This window comes from Streptomyces sp. NPDC111606, assembly GCF_055656945.1.
On record NZ_JBVKBY010000002.1, the window covers coordinates 380346 to 396576 of the forward strand.

12 protein-coding genes are annotated in these 16231 nt (G+C 70.3%); 3 read left to right on the forward strand and 9 right to left on the reverse strand.

Annotated elements, in window-relative coordinates; translation table 11 throughout:
• Window positions 1-215 precede the first annotated feature (215 nt).
• From ACZ7M7_RS09640 to ACZ7M7_RS09660, 5 genes are all read right to left on the reverse strand, one after another.
• Window positions 216-2552 carry an ABC transporter permease gene (locus ACZ7M7_RS09640; RefSeq protein ID WP_472114526.1) on the reverse strand — a complete coding sequence of 779 codons (2337 nt, stop codon included), beginning with the start codon at window positions 2550-2552 and terminating at the stop codon, window positions 216-218.
• Entirely contained in the window at window positions 2549-3238 is a 690-nt protein-coding gene (locus ACZ7M7_RS09645; RefSeq protein WP_383603424.1) for an ABC transporter ATP-binding protein, read from the reverse strand. The genes ACZ7M7_RS09640 and ACZ7M7_RS09645 overlap by 4 nt, the downstream gene beginning before the upstream one ends.
• Window positions 3235-3759, reverse strand: coding sequence for a PadR family transcriptional regulator (locus ACZ7M7_RS09650; RefSeq protein ID WP_383603421.1), 525 nt, complete (start codon window positions 3757-3759; stop codon window positions 3235-3237). Before ACZ7M7_RS09650 ends, ACZ7M7_RS09645 begins: the two co-directional genes overlap by 4 nt.
• A gap of 519 nt (window positions 3760-4278) precedes the next feature.
• Window positions 4279-4536 carry a type II toxin-antitoxin system antitoxin gene (locus ACZ7M7_RS09655; RefSeq protein WP_328879572.1) on the reverse strand — a complete coding sequence of 86 codons (258 nt, stop codon included), beginning with the start codon at window positions 4534-4536 and terminating at the stop codon, window positions 4279-4281.
• Entirely contained in the window at window positions 4533-5468 is a 936-nt protein-coding gene (locus ACZ7M7_RS09660; RefSeq protein ID WP_383628084.1) for an SPFH domain-containing protein, read from the reverse strand. The genes ACZ7M7_RS09655 and ACZ7M7_RS09660 overlap by 4 nt, the downstream gene beginning before the upstream one ends.
• A gap of 277 nt (window positions 5469-5745) precedes the next feature.
• Between ACZ7M7_RS09660 and ACZ7M7_RS09665 the strand changes: the two genes are divergently transcribed.
• Window positions 5746-8142, forward strand: coding sequence for a transglycosylase domain-containing protein (locus ACZ7M7_RS09665; protein WP_472114532.1), 2397 nt, complete (start codon window positions 5746-5748; stop codon window positions 8140-8142).
• A gap of 111 nt (window positions 8143-8253) precedes the next feature.
• Here ACZ7M7_RS09665 and ACZ7M7_RS09670 read toward each other — a convergent pair whose 3' ends face one another.
• The 4 genes from ACZ7M7_RS09670 to ACZ7M7_RS09685 form a co-directional block, all read right to left on the reverse strand.
• Window positions 8254-10410, reverse strand: a complete 2157-nt coding sequence (locus ACZ7M7_RS09670; RefSeq protein WP_383603413.1) for a SpoIIE family protein phosphatase — start codon at window positions 10408-10410, stop codon at window positions 8254-8256.
• Window positions 10411-10720: 310 nt separating this feature from the next.
• A complete protein-coding gene (gene fomD / locus ACZ7M7_RS09675) occupies window positions 10721-11416 on the reverse strand; it encodes a cytidylyl-2-hydroxypropylphosphonate hydrolase (RefSeq protein ID WP_383603411.1) in 696 nt (231 codons plus the stop codon).
• Window positions 11417-11488: 72 nt separating this feature from the next.
• Window positions 11489-12874, reverse strand: coding sequence for a class II fumarate hydratase (locus ACZ7M7_RS09680; protein WP_383603408.1), 1386 nt, complete (start codon window positions 12872-12874; stop codon window positions 11489-11491).
• A gap of 237 nt (window positions 12875-13111) precedes the next feature.
• A complete protein-coding gene (locus ACZ7M7_RS09685; protein WP_470948416.1) occupies window positions 13112-14779 on the reverse strand; it encodes a fumarate hydratase in 1668 nt (555 codons plus the stop codon).
• 170 nt (window positions 14780-14949) lie between these two features.
• On the opposite strand from ACZ7M7_RS09685, the gene ACZ7M7_RS09690 reads away from it, so the two are divergent.
• Together ACZ7M7_RS09690 and ACZ7M7_RS09695 are read left to right on the forward strand one after the other, a co-directional pair.
• A complete protein-coding gene (locus ACZ7M7_RS09690) occupies window positions 14950-15633 on the forward strand; it encodes a DUF1707 SHOCT-like domain-containing protein (protein WP_472114537.1) in 684 nt (227 codons plus the stop codon).
• 175 nt (window positions 15634-15808) lie between these two features.
• Window positions 15809-16186, forward strand: a complete 378-nt coding sequence (locus ACZ7M7_RS09695; RefSeq protein ID WP_383603400.1) for a WhiB family transcriptional regulator — start codon at window positions 15809-15811, stop codon at window positions 16184-16186.
• The last annotated feature ends 45 nt before the right edge of the window (window positions 16187-16231 follow it).

Sequence of the window (16231 nt, forward strand, 5' to 3'; positions counted from 1 at the left end):
GTGTGCGGGCGCGGCGCTGTGGGGGAGCCGAGGAGGGTCATCGCGGGCGGTGTGGGGGCGGCGGTCGTGCCGGGGTGCTCCGGCACCCGGCTCGCGCAGCCTGCGGTCGGGGACAGGCCTGATCCGTGCGAGGTGCTGTGGCCGTTGCGCGTACGGCTTTGGGGGCCGGGTTCTGAGCCCCGGCCCCCTTGATCACCTCGTGGACACCCCGTTGATCACTCCGTGCGCAGGCCGTCCGGGCGCATCAGGCGCAGCAGCGGAGGCAGGCTGAGCAGGGTCACCGCGAGGACGACTCCGGCGCCGATACCCGTCATTGCCAGGACGCTCGCCCAGTCCACGGTCACCGAGGCCCCGGCCATCTTCAGCAGGACGGCGCCCAGTGTCAGCCCGACGGTCGAGGCCAGCACCAGGCCCAGCGCGATGGGGATCGCCGTCTGCCAGAGCACCGACAGGCTGAGCGTGCGGCGCCGGGTGCCGAAGGCGACCAGGGACGACAGCAGCTTCTTGCGCTCGCGCAGTTGCTCCAGCTGCGAGACCAGCAGGCTCGCGCCGATCAGCAGCAGGACGCAGGTGGCGCCGACGAACAGCCCGTTGCGGATGGAGCGGAACTCCAGGGACTCCCGGTTGGCGGCCAGCGTGAACACATCGGCCAGGGGGTCCATCCGCGCGGCGGTGTTGCGCGCGTAGTCCGCGGCGTCCGGCACCGACGAGTCCAGCGAAAGGAACACCCGCTCGACGAGGCCGGCCTCGGCCCCCTCGGGCAGCGCGCCCGGGGTGAACAGCAGGCCGCCGCGCTCGTAGCCGGTCGGATCCTCGCGCGGCGCCGCCGTCCTGACGCCGCCGGGCACCTTCCACGTCACCGTGTGGCTCGTCGACCCGGTGTAGAGCGGGTCGAAGTACAGGGTGCCGCCCGCCTTGACGAGCTTTTCCGAGCCGTCGTCGTACTCGGCGCCGACGATCCGGAAGATGTCCCCGTCCCGGCAGGACTTCAGACGCGCCACCTCGCGCAGCTCGGCGCAGCTGCCGACGGCCGCCTCCAGCGTGTTTTCCGGTTCCTTCGCCGTCGAGCCGAGCGTGCCCAGCGAGAGGGCCGACGCCCGGCGCACGCCCTCGGTCTCCCCCAACTGCCGGGCGACGTCGTTCAGCGGGACGTCGCCGTGCACGGAGATCGTCATCTGGGCGCGGTTCAGGTCGTTGTCGGTCCGCTTGGTGTAGTCGCCCTCGACCCCGGAGAACAGCATCTGCAGCGCGATCGCCCCGGCCACCGCGACCGCGATGCCGTTGACCATGCGGGCGGCCGAACCACTACTCAACTGCAGCCTGCGGATCGCCAGTTGCCAGGAGACCGACCCGGAGTTCAGCCGGGCCACCACGGCCTCGACCAGCCAGGGCAGCAGTGTGGTGACGCCGACCAGCAGCAGCACGGTGCCGCCGATCACCATCCACTCGTTGAAGTTCCCGTTGTCGTTGCCCTGTCCCACCATCGGGTACAGCAGCGCGAGACCGCCCACCGGCAGCAGCAGCCGCCACCACAGCCGACGGCGCGGGGGCTTCGTCGTACGGACCACACCGAGCGGCTCGATGACGACCCCGCGCAGTGCGAACAGCGTCACCAGGACCGCCGCGGTCGGCACGGCTACGGCGACCAGCAGGGCGAGCGCGATCGACGGGTTGAGGTCGCTCGGGAACACGCTGATGTCGCGCACCTTCAGCAGGCTCGCCAGGTGGCGCCCCGCCAGGAAGAAGCCGGTGCCGAGGACGAGACCGAGCAGCGCGCCGGCGAGCGCCTCGCCGCCCGCGACCCGGCGCGCCATCCGCCCGTCCGCGCCGACCAGCCTGAGCGCCGCGAGCCGACGGTCGCGGCGCTCGCCGCCGAAGCGTACGGCCGCCGCGATGAACACACCGACGGGCAGCAGCAGTACCACGAAGATGATCATGATCAGCAGGATCAGGATCGGGTCCAGTTCGTCGTCCTGCACCGTGGTGGAGGGGCCGAAGTAGTCGATCCGCTCGACGGTGCCTCCGGCCAGCTGGTCCGCGAGGCTCGCCCCGCCCGCGTAGTAGGCGAGTTCGGCGGGCCCGATCAGCCCGGGCTGATCGATGGTGCCGGTGATCCGGTAGGGGATGCGTTCGCGCAGCAGCTTGCCGGAGTCGGACTTCAGCAGCTTCTGCAGCGCGGGCGAGGCGATCATCTCGCCCTTCGCGGGGAACTCGTCCACGCCCGGCGGCAGCGGGGCCAGCGTCCCCTCGGGCTCCAGCAGCCGGCCCCGTACGTCGTCACCGCGGTACTCCGTGTCGGCACTGGCGATGATCAGCGTGTCGTCCGCCTTCGGCAACACCGTCCCGCTGTACGTGAAGTCGTCCCGGGCGCTCCCGCGTCGGTCACGCTCGGACAGCGCGCTCGGGATCGCGGTCGTCAGCAGCAGCAACGCCACCCCGAGCCCCACGCCGACGGCCGTCAGCAGGGCCCGGACCCATCCCTCGCGTCCGCCGGCGAAGGCGAACCGCACGCCCATGCCCAGATCCTTGGCCCACTGGGACGAGGCACTCATACGACGCGCTCCATGTCCCGGGACTTGCCGTCCCGTACGACGATCTCGCGGTCGGAGTAGGCGGCGACGCGCGCCTCGTGCGTGACGAGGACGACGGCGGCGTTGGTCGAGCGGGCGGCGTCCGTCAGCAGCTCCATCACGCGCTCGCCGTTGAGGGAGTCGAGCGCGCCGGTCGGCTCGTCGGCGAACAGCACACGCGGGTTGGTGACCAGGGCCCGGGCGACGGCGACGCGCTGCCCCTGACCGCCGGAGACCTCACCGGGCCGCTTCTTGCCCAGGTCGTCGACCTCCAGCCGCTCCATCCAGGTCAGTGCCGCCTTCTCGGCCTCCTTGCGGGAGGTTCCGTTCAGCCGCAGCGGAAGGGCGACGTTCTCGACACAGGTCAGCTCCGGCACCAACTGCCCGAACTGGAAGACGAACCCGAATTCCGAGCGCCGCAGGGCACTGCGCTGGGCGTCGCCCATGGTGGCCAGTTCGCGGCCGTTGTACGTGATGGACCCCGAGTCGGGCGGCACGATCCCGGCGAGACAGTGCAGCAACGTCGACTTGCCGGAGCCGGACGGCCCCATGACGGCGACGACCTCGCCGGGGTGGATCGAGAACTCGGCCCCGTCGAGCGCGAGGGTCGGGCCGTAGGCCTTGCGCAGCTCCTGGGCCGCGAGCAGGGAACCGGGCGGAGGAGTCACTTGGTCACCACCTCGGCCAGCTTGTCGAGACGCGCGGCGGTGAGTTCCAGCCAGCGCAGGTCGGCCTCGAGGTGGAACAGGGCGTGGTCGCAGATCAGCTGATCGGCGAGGTCGCCCTTGCGCTTGCGGTCGGTGAGGATCCGCATCATCCGCAGGTGCTCGGCGCGCTGGGTGTCGAGGATGTCGGCCGCGTTGCGCCGGGTGAGCAGTGCGAGGACGACCTTGGTGTAGAGGGTCGACTGGAGGTACGGCTCCGGCTTCTCGGGCGTCGCGAGCCACTGCTGGACGTCGGTGATCCCGGCGTCGGTGATGGCGTACCGCTTGCGCTCGGGCCCGCCGCCGGGCTCGATCCCGTCGACCTCGACGAGGCCGTTCTTCAGCAGCCGGGACATCGTCGAGTAGACCTGGCCGTAGTGCAGCGGCCGGTCGTGACCGAACTTCTCGTCGAAGGCCCGCTTCAGGTCGTAGCCGTGACACGGGCCGGACTCCAGGAGCCCCAGGAGGGTGTGACCGATGGACATGCCCAGGACACTACACGGGGTGTATACGCCGTATGTATACGCGGAGTGTGTAGATCATGGCGGGGGGTGTGAAGGCCCAGGTGGGACACGATTGTCACGGTTCTGCTACACGGCGATGGCAGGGACGGGAGACCCCATGGATCCACGCCTGTCCGGGGCGCACGGACGAGACCGGCTCAGCCGCATCCGGCCTGTCCGGGGCGTACGGATGGGATCGGCTCAGCTGCATCCGGCCTGTCCGGCGTGCGCGGATGGGACCGCCTCAGGCGCATCCGGCCTGTCCGGGGCGCACGGATGGGACTGGCTCAGCCGCATCCGGCCTGTCCGGGGCGTACGGATGGGATCGGCTCGGCCATAACCGGCCTGTCCGGGGCGCGTGGATGGGACCGCCTCAGGCGCATCCGGCCTGTCCGGCGTGCACGGACGGGATCGGCTCAGCCACGTCCAGCCCGTCCGGCGTGCGCGGACGAGACCGGCTCAGCCGCATCCAGCCCGTCCGGCGTTTGAGGACGAGGCCGTTCAGGCCGACGGGGGTCTGGGGGCGGAGCCCCCGGGTGGCCGGCCCCGACGGGGAAGAGGCCCCGTGTCCCGCGGAAGCCGCCCCGCGTCGGCCAGAGCCTTCCGCAGCAGAAACTCGATCTGCGCGTTGGCCGAGCGCAGCTCGTCCCCCGCCCACCGCGCCAGCGCCTCGTACACGGACGGGTCCAACCGCAGCAGCACCTGCTTGCGCTGCTGCGGCCGACGCTGAGGGGCCGAGCCCTCGGAGGGAACCGTCACTGGTAGAGCGTCCCGGTGTTGAGGACCGGCTGCGGGGACCTGTCGCCGCACAGCACCACCATCAGGTTGGACACCATCGCCGCCTTCCGCTCGTCGTCCAGCTCCACGATGTCCCGCTCGGAGATCCGCGCGAGCGCCGCCTCGACCATGCCGACCGCCCCGTCGACGATCTGCCGCCGCGCCGCGACGACCGCCCCGGCCTGCTGCCGCTGGAGCATCGCGGAGGCGATCTCGGGAGCGTACGCGAGATGCGTGAAGCGCGATTCGATGATCTGCACCCCGGCCGCCTCCACGCGCGCGTGCAGTTCGGCGGCGAGCTTCTCGGTGATCTCCTCGGCGTTCCCGCGCAGGGAGAGGCCGCCCTCGTCATGGGCGTCGTACGGGTACTCGATGGCGATGTGCCGCACCGCCGCCTCGGTCTGGGTGGAGACGAACTCCAGGAAGTCGTCGACCTCGAACGTGGCCTGCGCGGTGTCCTCGACCTTCCACACCACGACCGCGGCGAGCTCGATCGGGTTGCCGTAGGCGTCGTTGACCTTGAGGACGGCCGTCTCGTGGTTGCGGACCCGGGTCGAGATCTTCGTACGGGAGGTGAAGGGGTTCACCCAGCGCAGCCCGTCCTCCCGGATCGTCCCGCGGTACCGCCCGAAGAGCTGGACGACCCGCGCCTCGCCCGGCGCGACCATGTTGAGCCCGCACATCGCGAGGACCGCGGCGATCGCGACCAGGATTCCGGCGACGATCAGCACCGCCTTGGCGCCGCCTCCGGAGACCGCCGCGGTGCTGACGATCAACCCCGCGCCGGCCAGCAGCCCGACGAGACCCAGCAGCAGGGCGAGCCCGCCGCCGATGCTGTGCGCCGTGAACTCACGTACGCGTGGGGCGGGCATCTCGGGCACGTCGGCAGTGACGGATGTGGTGTCGGTAGGCATGGGTGATTCCCCCGTTTCGTTCGCATTCATCCATGAAGCCGCGAGGGCTTCGTCTAGCTTCGAACTAGCTAAGTGATATCACTTTACCCCGTGCGGGCAACCCTATGCACCCCTGAGCCGTCGGTTCCGGTGGGACAGGTGCTGATTGTCACGTCCGCAAAAGACCGGATCGACAGCTCTTTGTCACAACTTCCGGTGTTAGCTTTCTGAGCTGACCTGAGCGGCGAACCTGTGTGGCAGGAGTGCACACAAGAGCGAAGCGGAGCGGAACACACCCATGGGACGAGCGGAAGACAGACGAGCGCGTCAGCAAAGCGGGCGCCGCGCCGCGCCCCGGCGCCCGTCCGGGACGCCCTCGGCCCCTGTGGGAGGCGAGTCGGCCACCGTGGTGGGCCCGCCGGCCGCCCAGGGCGGCCGGGCCGCGGCCCGCCGGGCGGCCAAGAGTGCCGGCAAGGGCGGCGCGGGTGGTGGCAAGGGCCGAATACGCCGGCTCTTCACCTGGAAGAAGATCCTCGGCACCTTCCTCGGCGTGTGCCTGCTCGGCATCGGCGCCTTCATCGCGCTCTATCTGGCCGTCGACATCCCGAAGGACAACGCGGCCGCCCAGGCCGCCCAGCGCCAGAGCAACGTCTACAAGTACAGCGACGGCAGCACCCTGGCCCGCGACGGCGAGGTCAACCGCGAGATCGTGGACCTGGCCAAGGTGCCGAAGAAGGTCCAGCGCGCCTTCGTCGCGGCGGAGAACAAGTCCTTCTACAAGGACAACGGCATCGACCTCAAGGGCACGGCCCGCGGTCTGCTGAACACCGTGATGGGCAAGGGCGCGCAGGGTGGTTCGACGATCACCCAGCAGTACGTCAAGAACTACTACCTCAGCCAGGAACAGACGGTCAGCCGCAAGCTCAAGGAGATGGTCATCTCCCTGAAGGTCGACCGCCAGCTGACCAAGGACGAGATCCTCGCCGGCTACATCAACACCAGCTACTACGGCCGCGGCGCCTACGGCATCCAGGCCGCCGCCCAGGCCTACTACCGCGTCGACGCCGAGAAGCTCAGCCCCGCACAGGGCGCGTACCTCGCCGCGTTGCTCCAGGCGCCGAGTCAGTACGACTGGTCGGCCGCGTCCGAAACCGGCAAGAAGCTGGTCACGGCCCGCTGGAACTACGTCCTGGACAACATGGTCGAGGAGGGCTGGCTCGAGCAGTCCGAGCGGCAGGGCATGACGTTCGAGGAGCCGAAGGAGCCGAAGCCCACCGCCGGCCGTGAGGGTCAGAAGGGCTATCTGATCGAGCTCGCCAACCAGCAGTTGGTGAGCCGGCTGATGAAGCAGGAGGGCATCACCCGCTCCCAGGCCGAGGCCGAGGTCGTCGACCAGGGCTGGACCATCACCCTGAACATCGACAAGAAGAAGCAGGCCGAGCTGGAGAAGGCCGCCAAGGCGCAGCTGACGAGCAAGCTGGACCCGAAGAAGCGCAAGGTCGACGGGAACGTCCAGGCCGGCGCGGTCTCCGTCGACCCCAAGACGGGGAAGGTCGTCGCCCTGTACGGCGGCGTCGACTACTTCAAGCACTACACCAGCAACGCGACCCGCACCGACTACCAGCCCGCCTCGACGTTCAAGCCGGTGATCCTGGCGGCCGCCCTGGAGGAGAGCGCCGAGACCCAGGACGGCGACCCGATCACCGCGAACACGATCTACGACGGCACCAGCAAGCGGCCGGTCGTGGAGGGCGGCAGCAAGGTCGGCTTCGCGCCCGAGAACGAGGACGACCAGGACTACGGCGACGTCACCGTCCAGACGGCGATGAACAAGTCCGTCAACTCCGTCTTCGCGCAGATGGGCGTCGACGTCGGCATGAAGAACGTCATGGACGTGGCCGGCAAGCTCGGCATGGACACCACCAACGAGGAGGCCGTGCCCGCCCAGACCCTGGGCACCATGGGCGCGAGCCCGCTGCAGATGGCCGGGGTCTACGCCACCCTCGACAACCACGGCAAGAAGGTCACGCCGAGCATCCTCAAGTCGGCGGAGCACAACAGCCGCGCGGTCGAGCTCCCGAGCCCGATCGGCGAGCAGGTCATCAGCCCGCAGGCCGCCGACACGGTGACCTCGGTGCTGACGGGCGTGGTCGACGACGGTACGGCCCGCACGTCCGTGGCGAACAACCCCAAGCGCGACGGTCAGAAGGTCGCCGGCAAGACCGGTACGTCCGACGACAACAAGTCGGCCTGGTTCACCGGTTACACGCCCGACCTGGTCACCTCGGTGGGCCTGTTCGGCGAGGACGCCAAGACCCACGCCCAGACCAAGATGTACGGCGCGGGCGGCGAGGACCGCGTCAACGGCGGTGGGTTCCCCGCGCAGGTCTGGGCGGCGTACATGTTCGGCGTGACGGACACGGACGCCAGGTTCGACCTCGACACCGACCAGGGCGCGGCCGTCCAGCCGACCTGGACCCCGACTCCGACCGAGGAGCCGACGACCGAGGAACCGACGGACGAGCCGACGACGCAGAAGCCGACGGACGAGCCGACGACGCAGGAGCCGACGGACGAGCCGACGACGCAGGAGCCGACGGACGAGCCTACGACGGACGAGCCGACGGACGAGCCCACGGACGAGCCGACGGGCGACATCACCCTGGACCCGGTCAGACCCAACGACGATCGGTAGCGCAGCGCCCCGAAAGGGGCGCGGGGCTGCGTTTGACATGCGGTTCCGCCGCGCGGGCGCGACAAGCCACGACGAACCCGCAGGCGGGACCGCGCAGTCCCGGTACGGCGCTTAGCCGCGATTCAACTCGAACCACACGACCTTGCCGGTACTCAACCGGGTCGCGCCCCAGCGCCGAGCCAGCCGATTGACCAGGTAGAGCCCCCGGCCGCCTTCGTCCGTGGCCCGGGCCTGCCGCAGCCGTGGCAGCTGCGGCACGTCGTCCCCGACCTCGCAGCGCAGCACATCGGTCCGCAGCAGGCGCAACGTCACCGGCCGAGAGGCATAGCGCACCGCGTTGGTCACGACCTCGCTGACCAACAGCTCGACCGAGTCGGTGAGTTCCTCCATGCCCCAGCGCGCGAGGGCGCGGCGGGCCAGGCGCCGGGCGCGCCCGGGGGCGGCGTCCTCCGGCTCCAGGAACCAGTACGCCACGTCGCTGGGTGCGATCCCGTCGAAGCGGGCGGCGAGCAGCGCGATGTCGTCGTCGCGGTCGCCCGGGCCGAGCATGTCGAGGACCTCGTCGCACAGGGCCTCGAGGGGTGGCGGATGGTCGGGCCCGGTGAGCTGCGCGGTCGCGGCGAGCTTCTCGCGCAGCTGCTCTATGCCGGTCCACACGTCACGCAGGCGGGACTCGACCAGGCCGTCGGTGTAGAGGAGCAGGGTCGCTCCGGCCGGTGCGTCCAGTTCCACGGCCTCGAAGTCGACACCGCCGACGCCGATCGGGGCGCCCGCCGGCACCCGCAGCACCTCCGCGCGGCCGCCCAGGTGCAGCAGTACGGGCGGCGGATGGCCCGCGTTGGCGATGGTGATGCGGTGCGATACCGGGTCGTAGACGGCGTACAGGCAGGTCGCCATGCGGTCGGTGCCCAGCCGCTGGGCCTGCTCGTCGAGGTGGTGCAGGACCTCCTGCGGGGGCAGGTCGAGACCGGCGAGGGTCTGGGCCGTGGTCCGCAGCTGACCCATGATCGCGGCCGAGGTCATGGAGTGGCCCATGACGTCGCCGACCACGAGGGCGACGCGGCTGCCGGGCAGCGGGATCGCGTCGTACCAGTCGCCGCCCACCCGGGCCGTCTCGGCCGCCGGGAGGTAACGGGACGCCAGCCGTACGCCGGTCGGGCGGGGGAGCGTCTCGGGCAGCATGGTGCGCTGGAGCTCGTCGGCGATGTACGCCTCACGGCCGTACAGCACCGCCTTGTCGATGCCGAGCGCGCTGTGCGTGGCGAGCTGGGCGGCGACGAGGAGGTCGTCGGGCTCGAAGGCGAGGCGCTCCGGGCGGCGCAGGAACACCGCGGCGCCGATGACACGGCGCCGGCCGCGCAGCGGGGCGAGGATCGCGCGCTGACCGTCGGGGATGATCAACTCGCCGTCGTCGCCGAGCAGTTCGGGCAGGGCGGCGCGGGCGGCGGGCGCGTCGGCGAAGACGGGACGCACACCGCGCAGCACCTCGGCGAGCGCGCCGCCGGGCCGCACCTCGCACAGTTCGGCGGTGAGGGCGGACAGTTCCGACAGCTCGGTCGGCTCCGGCTGCTGCGCCCCCGAGGGCAGGAAGCTGCCTTCGGTGTCCCGCTCCTCCGGGATCCGGTCGGTGCGGCGCAACCGCAGCACGACGGGCCCCGTGGGCCGCTCGTCGCCGACCGGCAGCGGGTCGCGCAGATAGACCAGGATCGCGTCGGAGAAGGTTGGCACGGTCGCCCGGCACAGCCCCATCACGATCTCGTCCAGGTCGATGCCGCGGGCGATCCGCCGGGTGGCGGCGCCCACGAAGCGCAGCCGGTCACCGTCCCGCCGCATGGGCGTGGGCCGGCCGGGCACCACGCCCTGTCCGGTGCGCCGTTCGGCGGACGACTGCGGCGGCTCGGCGCCGGGCTGCGGCGGAATGGCCTCCGGAACGGGCCGCGGCCGGTGCGTGTCGGGCTCGGCGGCGACGGAGGGCTGCGAGTGCTCGGGGCCGTTGCCGGCGATGTCTGAGGGCTCCTTGCTCGGGCCGGACGGTGCGGTGGTGCCCGGCGTGGAGGGGGTCTCTCCGGTGCGCGCCTGCGCGGGTAAGGGGGTGCCTGCGCCTGCGCCGCCACCAGGGGTGTGTGACGGCGTGGAGTGCGAAGGCGTGGGGTGCGGTGTCGACTGTGTCGAGGTACGCACGAGCGCCCCGCGGGACTCCGCGGGGTCGACGCCCGTCTCGGGGCGTTCGAAGGAGGTCGGCTGCTCCGTCACGCCTTTCGAATCCATCCGTCCGGGGCTGCGCGCCGCGCGCGCAGTTCGTCCCGCCGAAACTCCGATACCCGCAATACGTGCCCCAGGAACGGAATTCCCGCGTGGCCAGGGGCGGTTCCTGTGCCGCCGGTGGGGCGTCTGCTCCCAGGACCGGCGTCGAAAGCCCCGCCGGCCCTGGCGGCGTTGCCCTGGTAACCCTCGCTCACGTCCTGCCGCCCCTCGGTGACGATCGGTCAAGCCCGGCGCGCACTCCGGTAGTTGCCGCCCAAGTGCGCCCTTGCGGAGGACGATCCTACGTTTGTTGCCCGGGGGCGCATCAAGGGTCTCATGAGGACATGTGCGCGGGCGTGCGATCCCAGTCCTCAGGCAAAGAAGGTACAGCCCAGGTGGGATCCGGGCGCCAGTGCTGCCAGTCGTCCGAGAAAGGAGGCCCCCAGGCGCGGATCACCTCGACCGCGCCGCGTCCCGCTTTACGCACCCGCGCGGCGAGCCTGTCGTCCACCAGTCCGTCCCGCTGGGCCTGCGCGAACTCGTCCTCGTCCCGCCAGTGCCAACTGCGGTCCGGGTGCACGGAGATGTCGAGGAAGTGGTCCTCGGAGTCCACCCCGCCCGCCCAACGGGCCAGCGGTTCCTCGAGGTTCACGTACCAGTTCTTGAACAGCCATCCCGGCTCCCAGAACAGCCACACCGACCACGGCTCACCGGGCCGCGCGAGCTTCAGCACCCCGGTCCCGAACCACCGGTCGCGCTGGACGGCGCGCGGCTTGGTGTACCGCGTCTCCAGGGGTTCCAGGTGCACGGCCGTCCCGTCGGCGAGCACGGGCTTCACACACTCGGTGCCCGGAGCCAGCCATACGGCGAGGATCTCGTCGTCGTCCCGTACGACGGTGACGGGACGCGCGATGTGGAAGCGCCGGCCCGCGTTCTCCCGGTACCGCCACAGGATCTGGGCCCCGGGCGCCCAGAAGCGGGTCGAGCCACCTGCTTCCACTTCCGTCGTCACCGCTCCACCGTCTTCCATGGACAGATATTAGGTGCCACAGGCATACGACGCTGCGGTGTCCGTCACGGTTCACGCCGTCGTGCTCAACGGTTACGGCCGTGTCATCCGCAGGACATCGAGGGCCTCGTCCAACTGCTGGACGGTGAGGTCGCCGCGCTCCACGTACCCGTTCTCCACGACGACTTGGCGGATCGTCTTCCGCTCCGCGAGGGCCTTCTTGGCGACCTTCGCCGCCTCCTCGTACCCGATGTACTTGTTGAGCGGCGTGACGACGGAGGGTGACGACTCGGCGTACTCCAGGGCCCGTTCGCGGTGGGCGACGATGCCGTCGACGGTGCGGTCGGCCAGCAGCCGGGACGCGTTGGCGAGCAGTCGGATGGATTCCAGGACGTTCTTCGCGATGACCGGAAGCATCACATTCAGCTCGAAATTGCCCGCGGCGCCGGCGGTGGCCACGGTGGCGTCGTTGCCGACGACCTGCGCGGCGACCATGAGGACGGCCTCCGGAATGACCGGGTTGACCTTGCCGGGCATGATCGAGGACCCCGGCTGGAGGTCGGGGAGGCTGATCTCCGCGAGGCCGGTACGCGGCCCGGAGGACATCCACCGCAGATCATTGGCGATCTTGGTCAGTCCGACGGCGATGGTCCGCAGCTGCCCGCTGGTCTCGACGATCCCGTCGCGGGCGCCCTGTGCCTCGAAGTGGTCGCGCGCCTCGGTGAGCGGGAGCCCGGTGGCGCGGGCCACCTCCGCGATGACGGCGGCGGAGAACCCGGGGGGCGTGTTGATGCCGGTGCCCACGGCCGTGCCGCCCAGGGGGAGTTCGGCGAGCCGGGGGAGGGAGGCCTGCAGCCGCTCGACGCCGTACCGCACCTGGGCGGCGTAACCGCCGAACTCCTGCCCCAGCGTCACGGGCGTGGCATCCATGAGATGGGTCCGCCCCGACTTCACGACATCGGCGAACTCCTCGGCCTTGCGCTCCAGCGACCCGGCGAGGTGCTCCAGTGCCGGGATCAGGTCGCGGGTGACGGCGGCGGTGGCGGCGATGTGGATGGAGGAGGGGAAGACGTCGTTGGAGGACTGCGAGGCGTTGACGTGGTCGTTGGGATGCACGTCACGCCCGAGCCGCTCGGTGGCGAGGGTGGCGACGACCTCGTTGGTGTTCATGTTGGACGAGGTGCCGGAACCGGTCTGGAACACGTCGACCGGGAAGTGCTCGTCCCACCGCCCCTCGGCGACCTCCGCGGCGGCGTCCTGGACGGCCTCGGCGATGTCCTTGTCGAGCACTCCCAGTTCGGCGTTCACCTTCGCGGCGGCGCCCTTGATCCTGGCCAGGGCCTCGATATGGGCCCGCTCGATGCGCTGCCCGGAGACGGGAAAGTTCTCGACGGCACGCTGGGTCTGGGCCCGCCACTTGGCGTCGGCGGGCACCCGGACCTCGCCCATGGAGTCGTGCTCGATGCGGTAGTCGCTCATGCCTGAGTAAGCGTGCTGGGCGGCGGGGTTGTTCCTGTGCTTGGCCCATCCGTGTGTCAGCGAGGGGTCTCGCTCCCGCCACCCCTACCCGAAATTCAGCCCCTCCGGCGTTTGAGGAGCGGGGGTCCAGGGGGCAGAGCCCCCTGGACGGGGTCACAGGGGCGGAGCCCCTTCAAGGACGGGACGGGTAGGGGCTGCGGGGGCGAAGACCGATTGTGTGCCGCGCCGCCGCAGGAACTACGCCAGCCCCGGCCCCCGCACCGGAATCGACGTGAACGTCGGCGCGGGCGCCGGGTCCTGGAAGAAGTCGTTGCCCTTGTCGTCGACGACGATGAACGCCGGGAAGTCCTCGACCTCGATCTTCCAGACGGCCTCCATGCCGAGCTCCTCGTACTCGACGACCTCGACCTTCTTGATGCAGTCCTGGGCGAGGCGGGCGGCCGGGCCGCCGATGGAGCCGAGGTAGAAGCCGCCGTGCGTGCCGCACGCGTCCGTGACCTGCTTGCTCCGGTTGCCCTTCGCGAGCATCACCTTGGAGCCGCCGGCCGCCTGGAACTGCTCGACGTAGGAGTCCATGCGCCCGGCGGTCGTGGGACCGAAGGAACCCGACGCGTAGCCCTCCGGCGTCTTGGCCGGGCCGGCGTAGTACACCGGGTGGTCCTTGAGGTACTGCGGCATCTCCTCGCCCGCGTCCAGCCGCTCCTTGATCTTGGCGTGCGCGATGTCGCGGGCCACGACCAGCGGACCGGTGAGCGAGAGCCGGGTCTTGACCGGGTACTTGGTCAGCTCGGCGAGGATCTCGTCCATCGGCTGGTTCAGGTCGATCTTCACCACGTCCGAGGACTCGTCGAGGTGCTCGTCCGTCGTCTCCGGCAGGAACCGCGCCGGGTCGGTCTCCAGCTGCTCCAGGAAGACGCCCTCGGCGGTGATCTTCGCGACGGCCTGCCGGTCGGCCGAGCAGGACACGGCGATGGCGACGGGGCACGAGGCACCGTGCCGCGGCAGCCGCACCACGCGCACGTCATGGCAGAAGTACTTGCCGCCGAACTGCGCGCCGATCCCGATCTTCTGCGTCAGCTCGAAGACCTTCTCCTCCAGATCCTTGTCCCGGAACCCGTGCCCGAGCGGCGAGCCCTCGGCCGGAATCTCGTCCAGGTAGTGCGCGGAGGCGTACTTGGCGGTCTTCAGCGCGTACTCGGCGGACGTGCCGCCGACGACGATCGCCAGGTGGTACGGCGGGCAGGCGGCCGTACCGAGCGAGCGGATCTTCTCCTCCAGGAACTTCATCATGGAGGCCTCGTTCAGGACGGCCTTCGTCTCCTGGTAGAGGAAGGACTTGTTGGCGGAGCCGCCGCCCTTCGCCATGAACAGGAACTTGTAGGCGCCGCCGTCGGTGGCGTACAGCTCGATCTGCGCGGGCAGGTTCGACCCGGTGTTCTTCTCCTCCCACATGGTGAGGGGAGCCATCTGCGAGTAACGCAGGTTGAGATTCAGGTACGCGTCGTAGACACCCCGGCTGAGGGCCTCCTCGTCGCCGCCCTCGGTGAGCACGTTCTGCCCGCGTTTGCCCATCACGATCGCGGTGCCGGTGTCCTGGCACATGGGCAGCACGCCCGCGGCCGCGATGTTGGCGTTCTTCAGCAGGTCCAGCGCCACGAACTTGTCGTTGCCCGACGCCTCGGGGTCGTCGATGATCCGCCGCAGCTGCGCGAGGTGCGCGGGCCGCAGGTAGTGCTGGATGTCGTGGATGGCCTCCTCGGCCAGCTTGCGCAGCGCCTCGGGCTCCACCTTGAGGAACGTCCGCCCGTCGGCCTCGAAGGTGGTGACACCCTCGGAGGTCACCAGCCGGTACGGGGTGGTGTCCTCTCCCATGGGGAGCAGATCGGTGTACGCGAACTCAGGCATGTCGCCCATTCCTCACTCGACAGACAGCGGCTGGCCTCCATTGGCAGCGTCCACCAGCGTAGAACCTGCCTCCGACAGCGAGCTTGTGAGGTAAGGCTCAGTTCGATGCCCGGTGACCGGGCATCGAACGGGGTCTATCGCGATCTATCGTGTTTGGGTACGCTGCTGCCGTGGACCTTCAGAAGCAGACCGCACCCGCTGCCGCCGGCGAGCTCCGTGCCTCCGACGCGGACCGCGACCGGATCGCCGACATCCTGCGCGACGCCCTGGCCGAGGGCCGACTCACCGCCGACGAGCACGCCGAGCGCGTCGAGGGCGTGCTGGCCGCCAAGACGGTCGGTGAACTGGACGTCTTCATCCGCGACCTGCCCGCCGCCCACCAGCGCCGCGCACCCAATGTGCCCGCCCCCGGCCGCCCCGCCCCGGGCGCGATCCCGGCCGAGCCCGACGACAACGTGGTCGCGGTGTTCAGCAGCGCCGTCCGCAAGGGCCGCTGGCGCGCGGGCCGCCGCATCCACGCGTACGCGATCTTCGGCAGCGTGGAGATAGACCTCAGCGAGGCCCTCTTCGAGTACCAGCAGGTGATGATCCGGGCGATCTCGGTCTTCGGCAACGTCGAGGTCCGCGTCCCGGAGAACGTCTCGCTGCGCGGCACCGGCGGCGGCGTCCTCGGCAACTTCGAGGTGGATCACCTCGACTCGGAGGACCCGCATGCGCCGGTCGTCCATGTCGACGGCTGGGCCGTGCTCGGCAACATCGAGGGCAGGGCGAAGCGGGGGAAGCTCGTCGCGGACATACTCGACCGCGTGCAGCGCAAGCTCGACAAGGGTTTGCGCAAGCATCTGGATCATTGACGGTTGTGAAGCGGACCGGTTCCTTCCTGGCTCCCGGGCCCTTCCGGGGGCCGCGCAACGCCGCGCAGGACCCCCCGAAATCCAGCGGTTCGGAACTGACTGCATAGGCGCGCGTACAGCGGGTAGACCTTGCTGCATCGTCTCTCGCTCGCGAAGCCGTCGTCAGGAGTAGACCGTGCTGCAACCGCCGCATTCGTCCCTGCAGGTAGCCGCCGTTCCGGCCCAGCGGGTGCCAGCGCGAGACAGGGATCAAGACGCCCCATGGCATACGGAGGCCGTGTGCCGGCGTGACGAGGCGGGCCTCTTCTTCGCCCCCTCCAAGGAGCCCACCGCGGCCCGCCTCTCCCGTGAAGAGGCCGCCAAGCGGGTCTGCGCCCGCTGTCCGGTCATGGTCGAGTGCCGCGAGCACGCCCTGCTCCAGCCAGAGCCGTACGGCGTCTGGGGCGGCCTCACCGCAGCCGAACGCCGAGTGGTCCTGGCAAGGCGCAGGCGCCGCGAGATGGAACTGCAGAAGACGGCGAGGACGACCAACCGCATAGCGCAGGCGGGCTGAGAAGCAAGAAACAGGGCGCCCCCTCCGCACCGGGGGCGCCCTGTT

Coding starts and splice junctions, on each gene's coding strand:
- ACZ7M7_RS09670 (WP_383603413.1), bottom strand. CDS start 10,410: ATGGATTCGAAAGGCGTGACGGAGCAGCCGACCTCCTTCGAACGCCCC.
- ACZ7M7_RS09680 (WP_383603408.1), bottom strand. CDS start 12,874: ATGAGCGACTACCGCATCGAGCACGACTCCATGGGCGAGGTCCGGGTG.
- fomD (WP_383603411.1), bottom strand. CDS start 11,416: ATGGAAGACGGTGGAGCGGTGACGACGGAAGTGGAAGCAGGTGGCTCG.
- ACZ7M7_RS09660 (WP_383628084.1), bottom strand. CDS start 5,468: ATGCCTACCGACACCACATCCGTCACTGCCGACGTGCCCGAGATGCCC.
- ACZ7M7_RS09665 (WP_472114532.1), top strand. CDS start 5,746: ATGGGACGAGCGGAAGACAGACGAGCGCGTCAGCAAAGCGGGCGCCGC.
- ACZ7M7_RS09640 (WP_472114526.1), bottom strand. CDS start 2,552: ATGAGTGCCTCGTCCCAGTGGGCCAAGGATCTGGGCATGGGCGTGCGG.
- ACZ7M7_RS09685 (WP_470948416.1), bottom strand. CDS start 14,779: ATGCCTGAGTTCGCGTACACCGATCTGCTCCCCATGGGAGAGGACACC.
- ACZ7M7_RS09650 (WP_383603421.1), bottom strand. CDS start 3,759: ATGTCCATCGGTCACACCCTCCTGGGGCTCCTGGAGTCCGGCCCGTGT.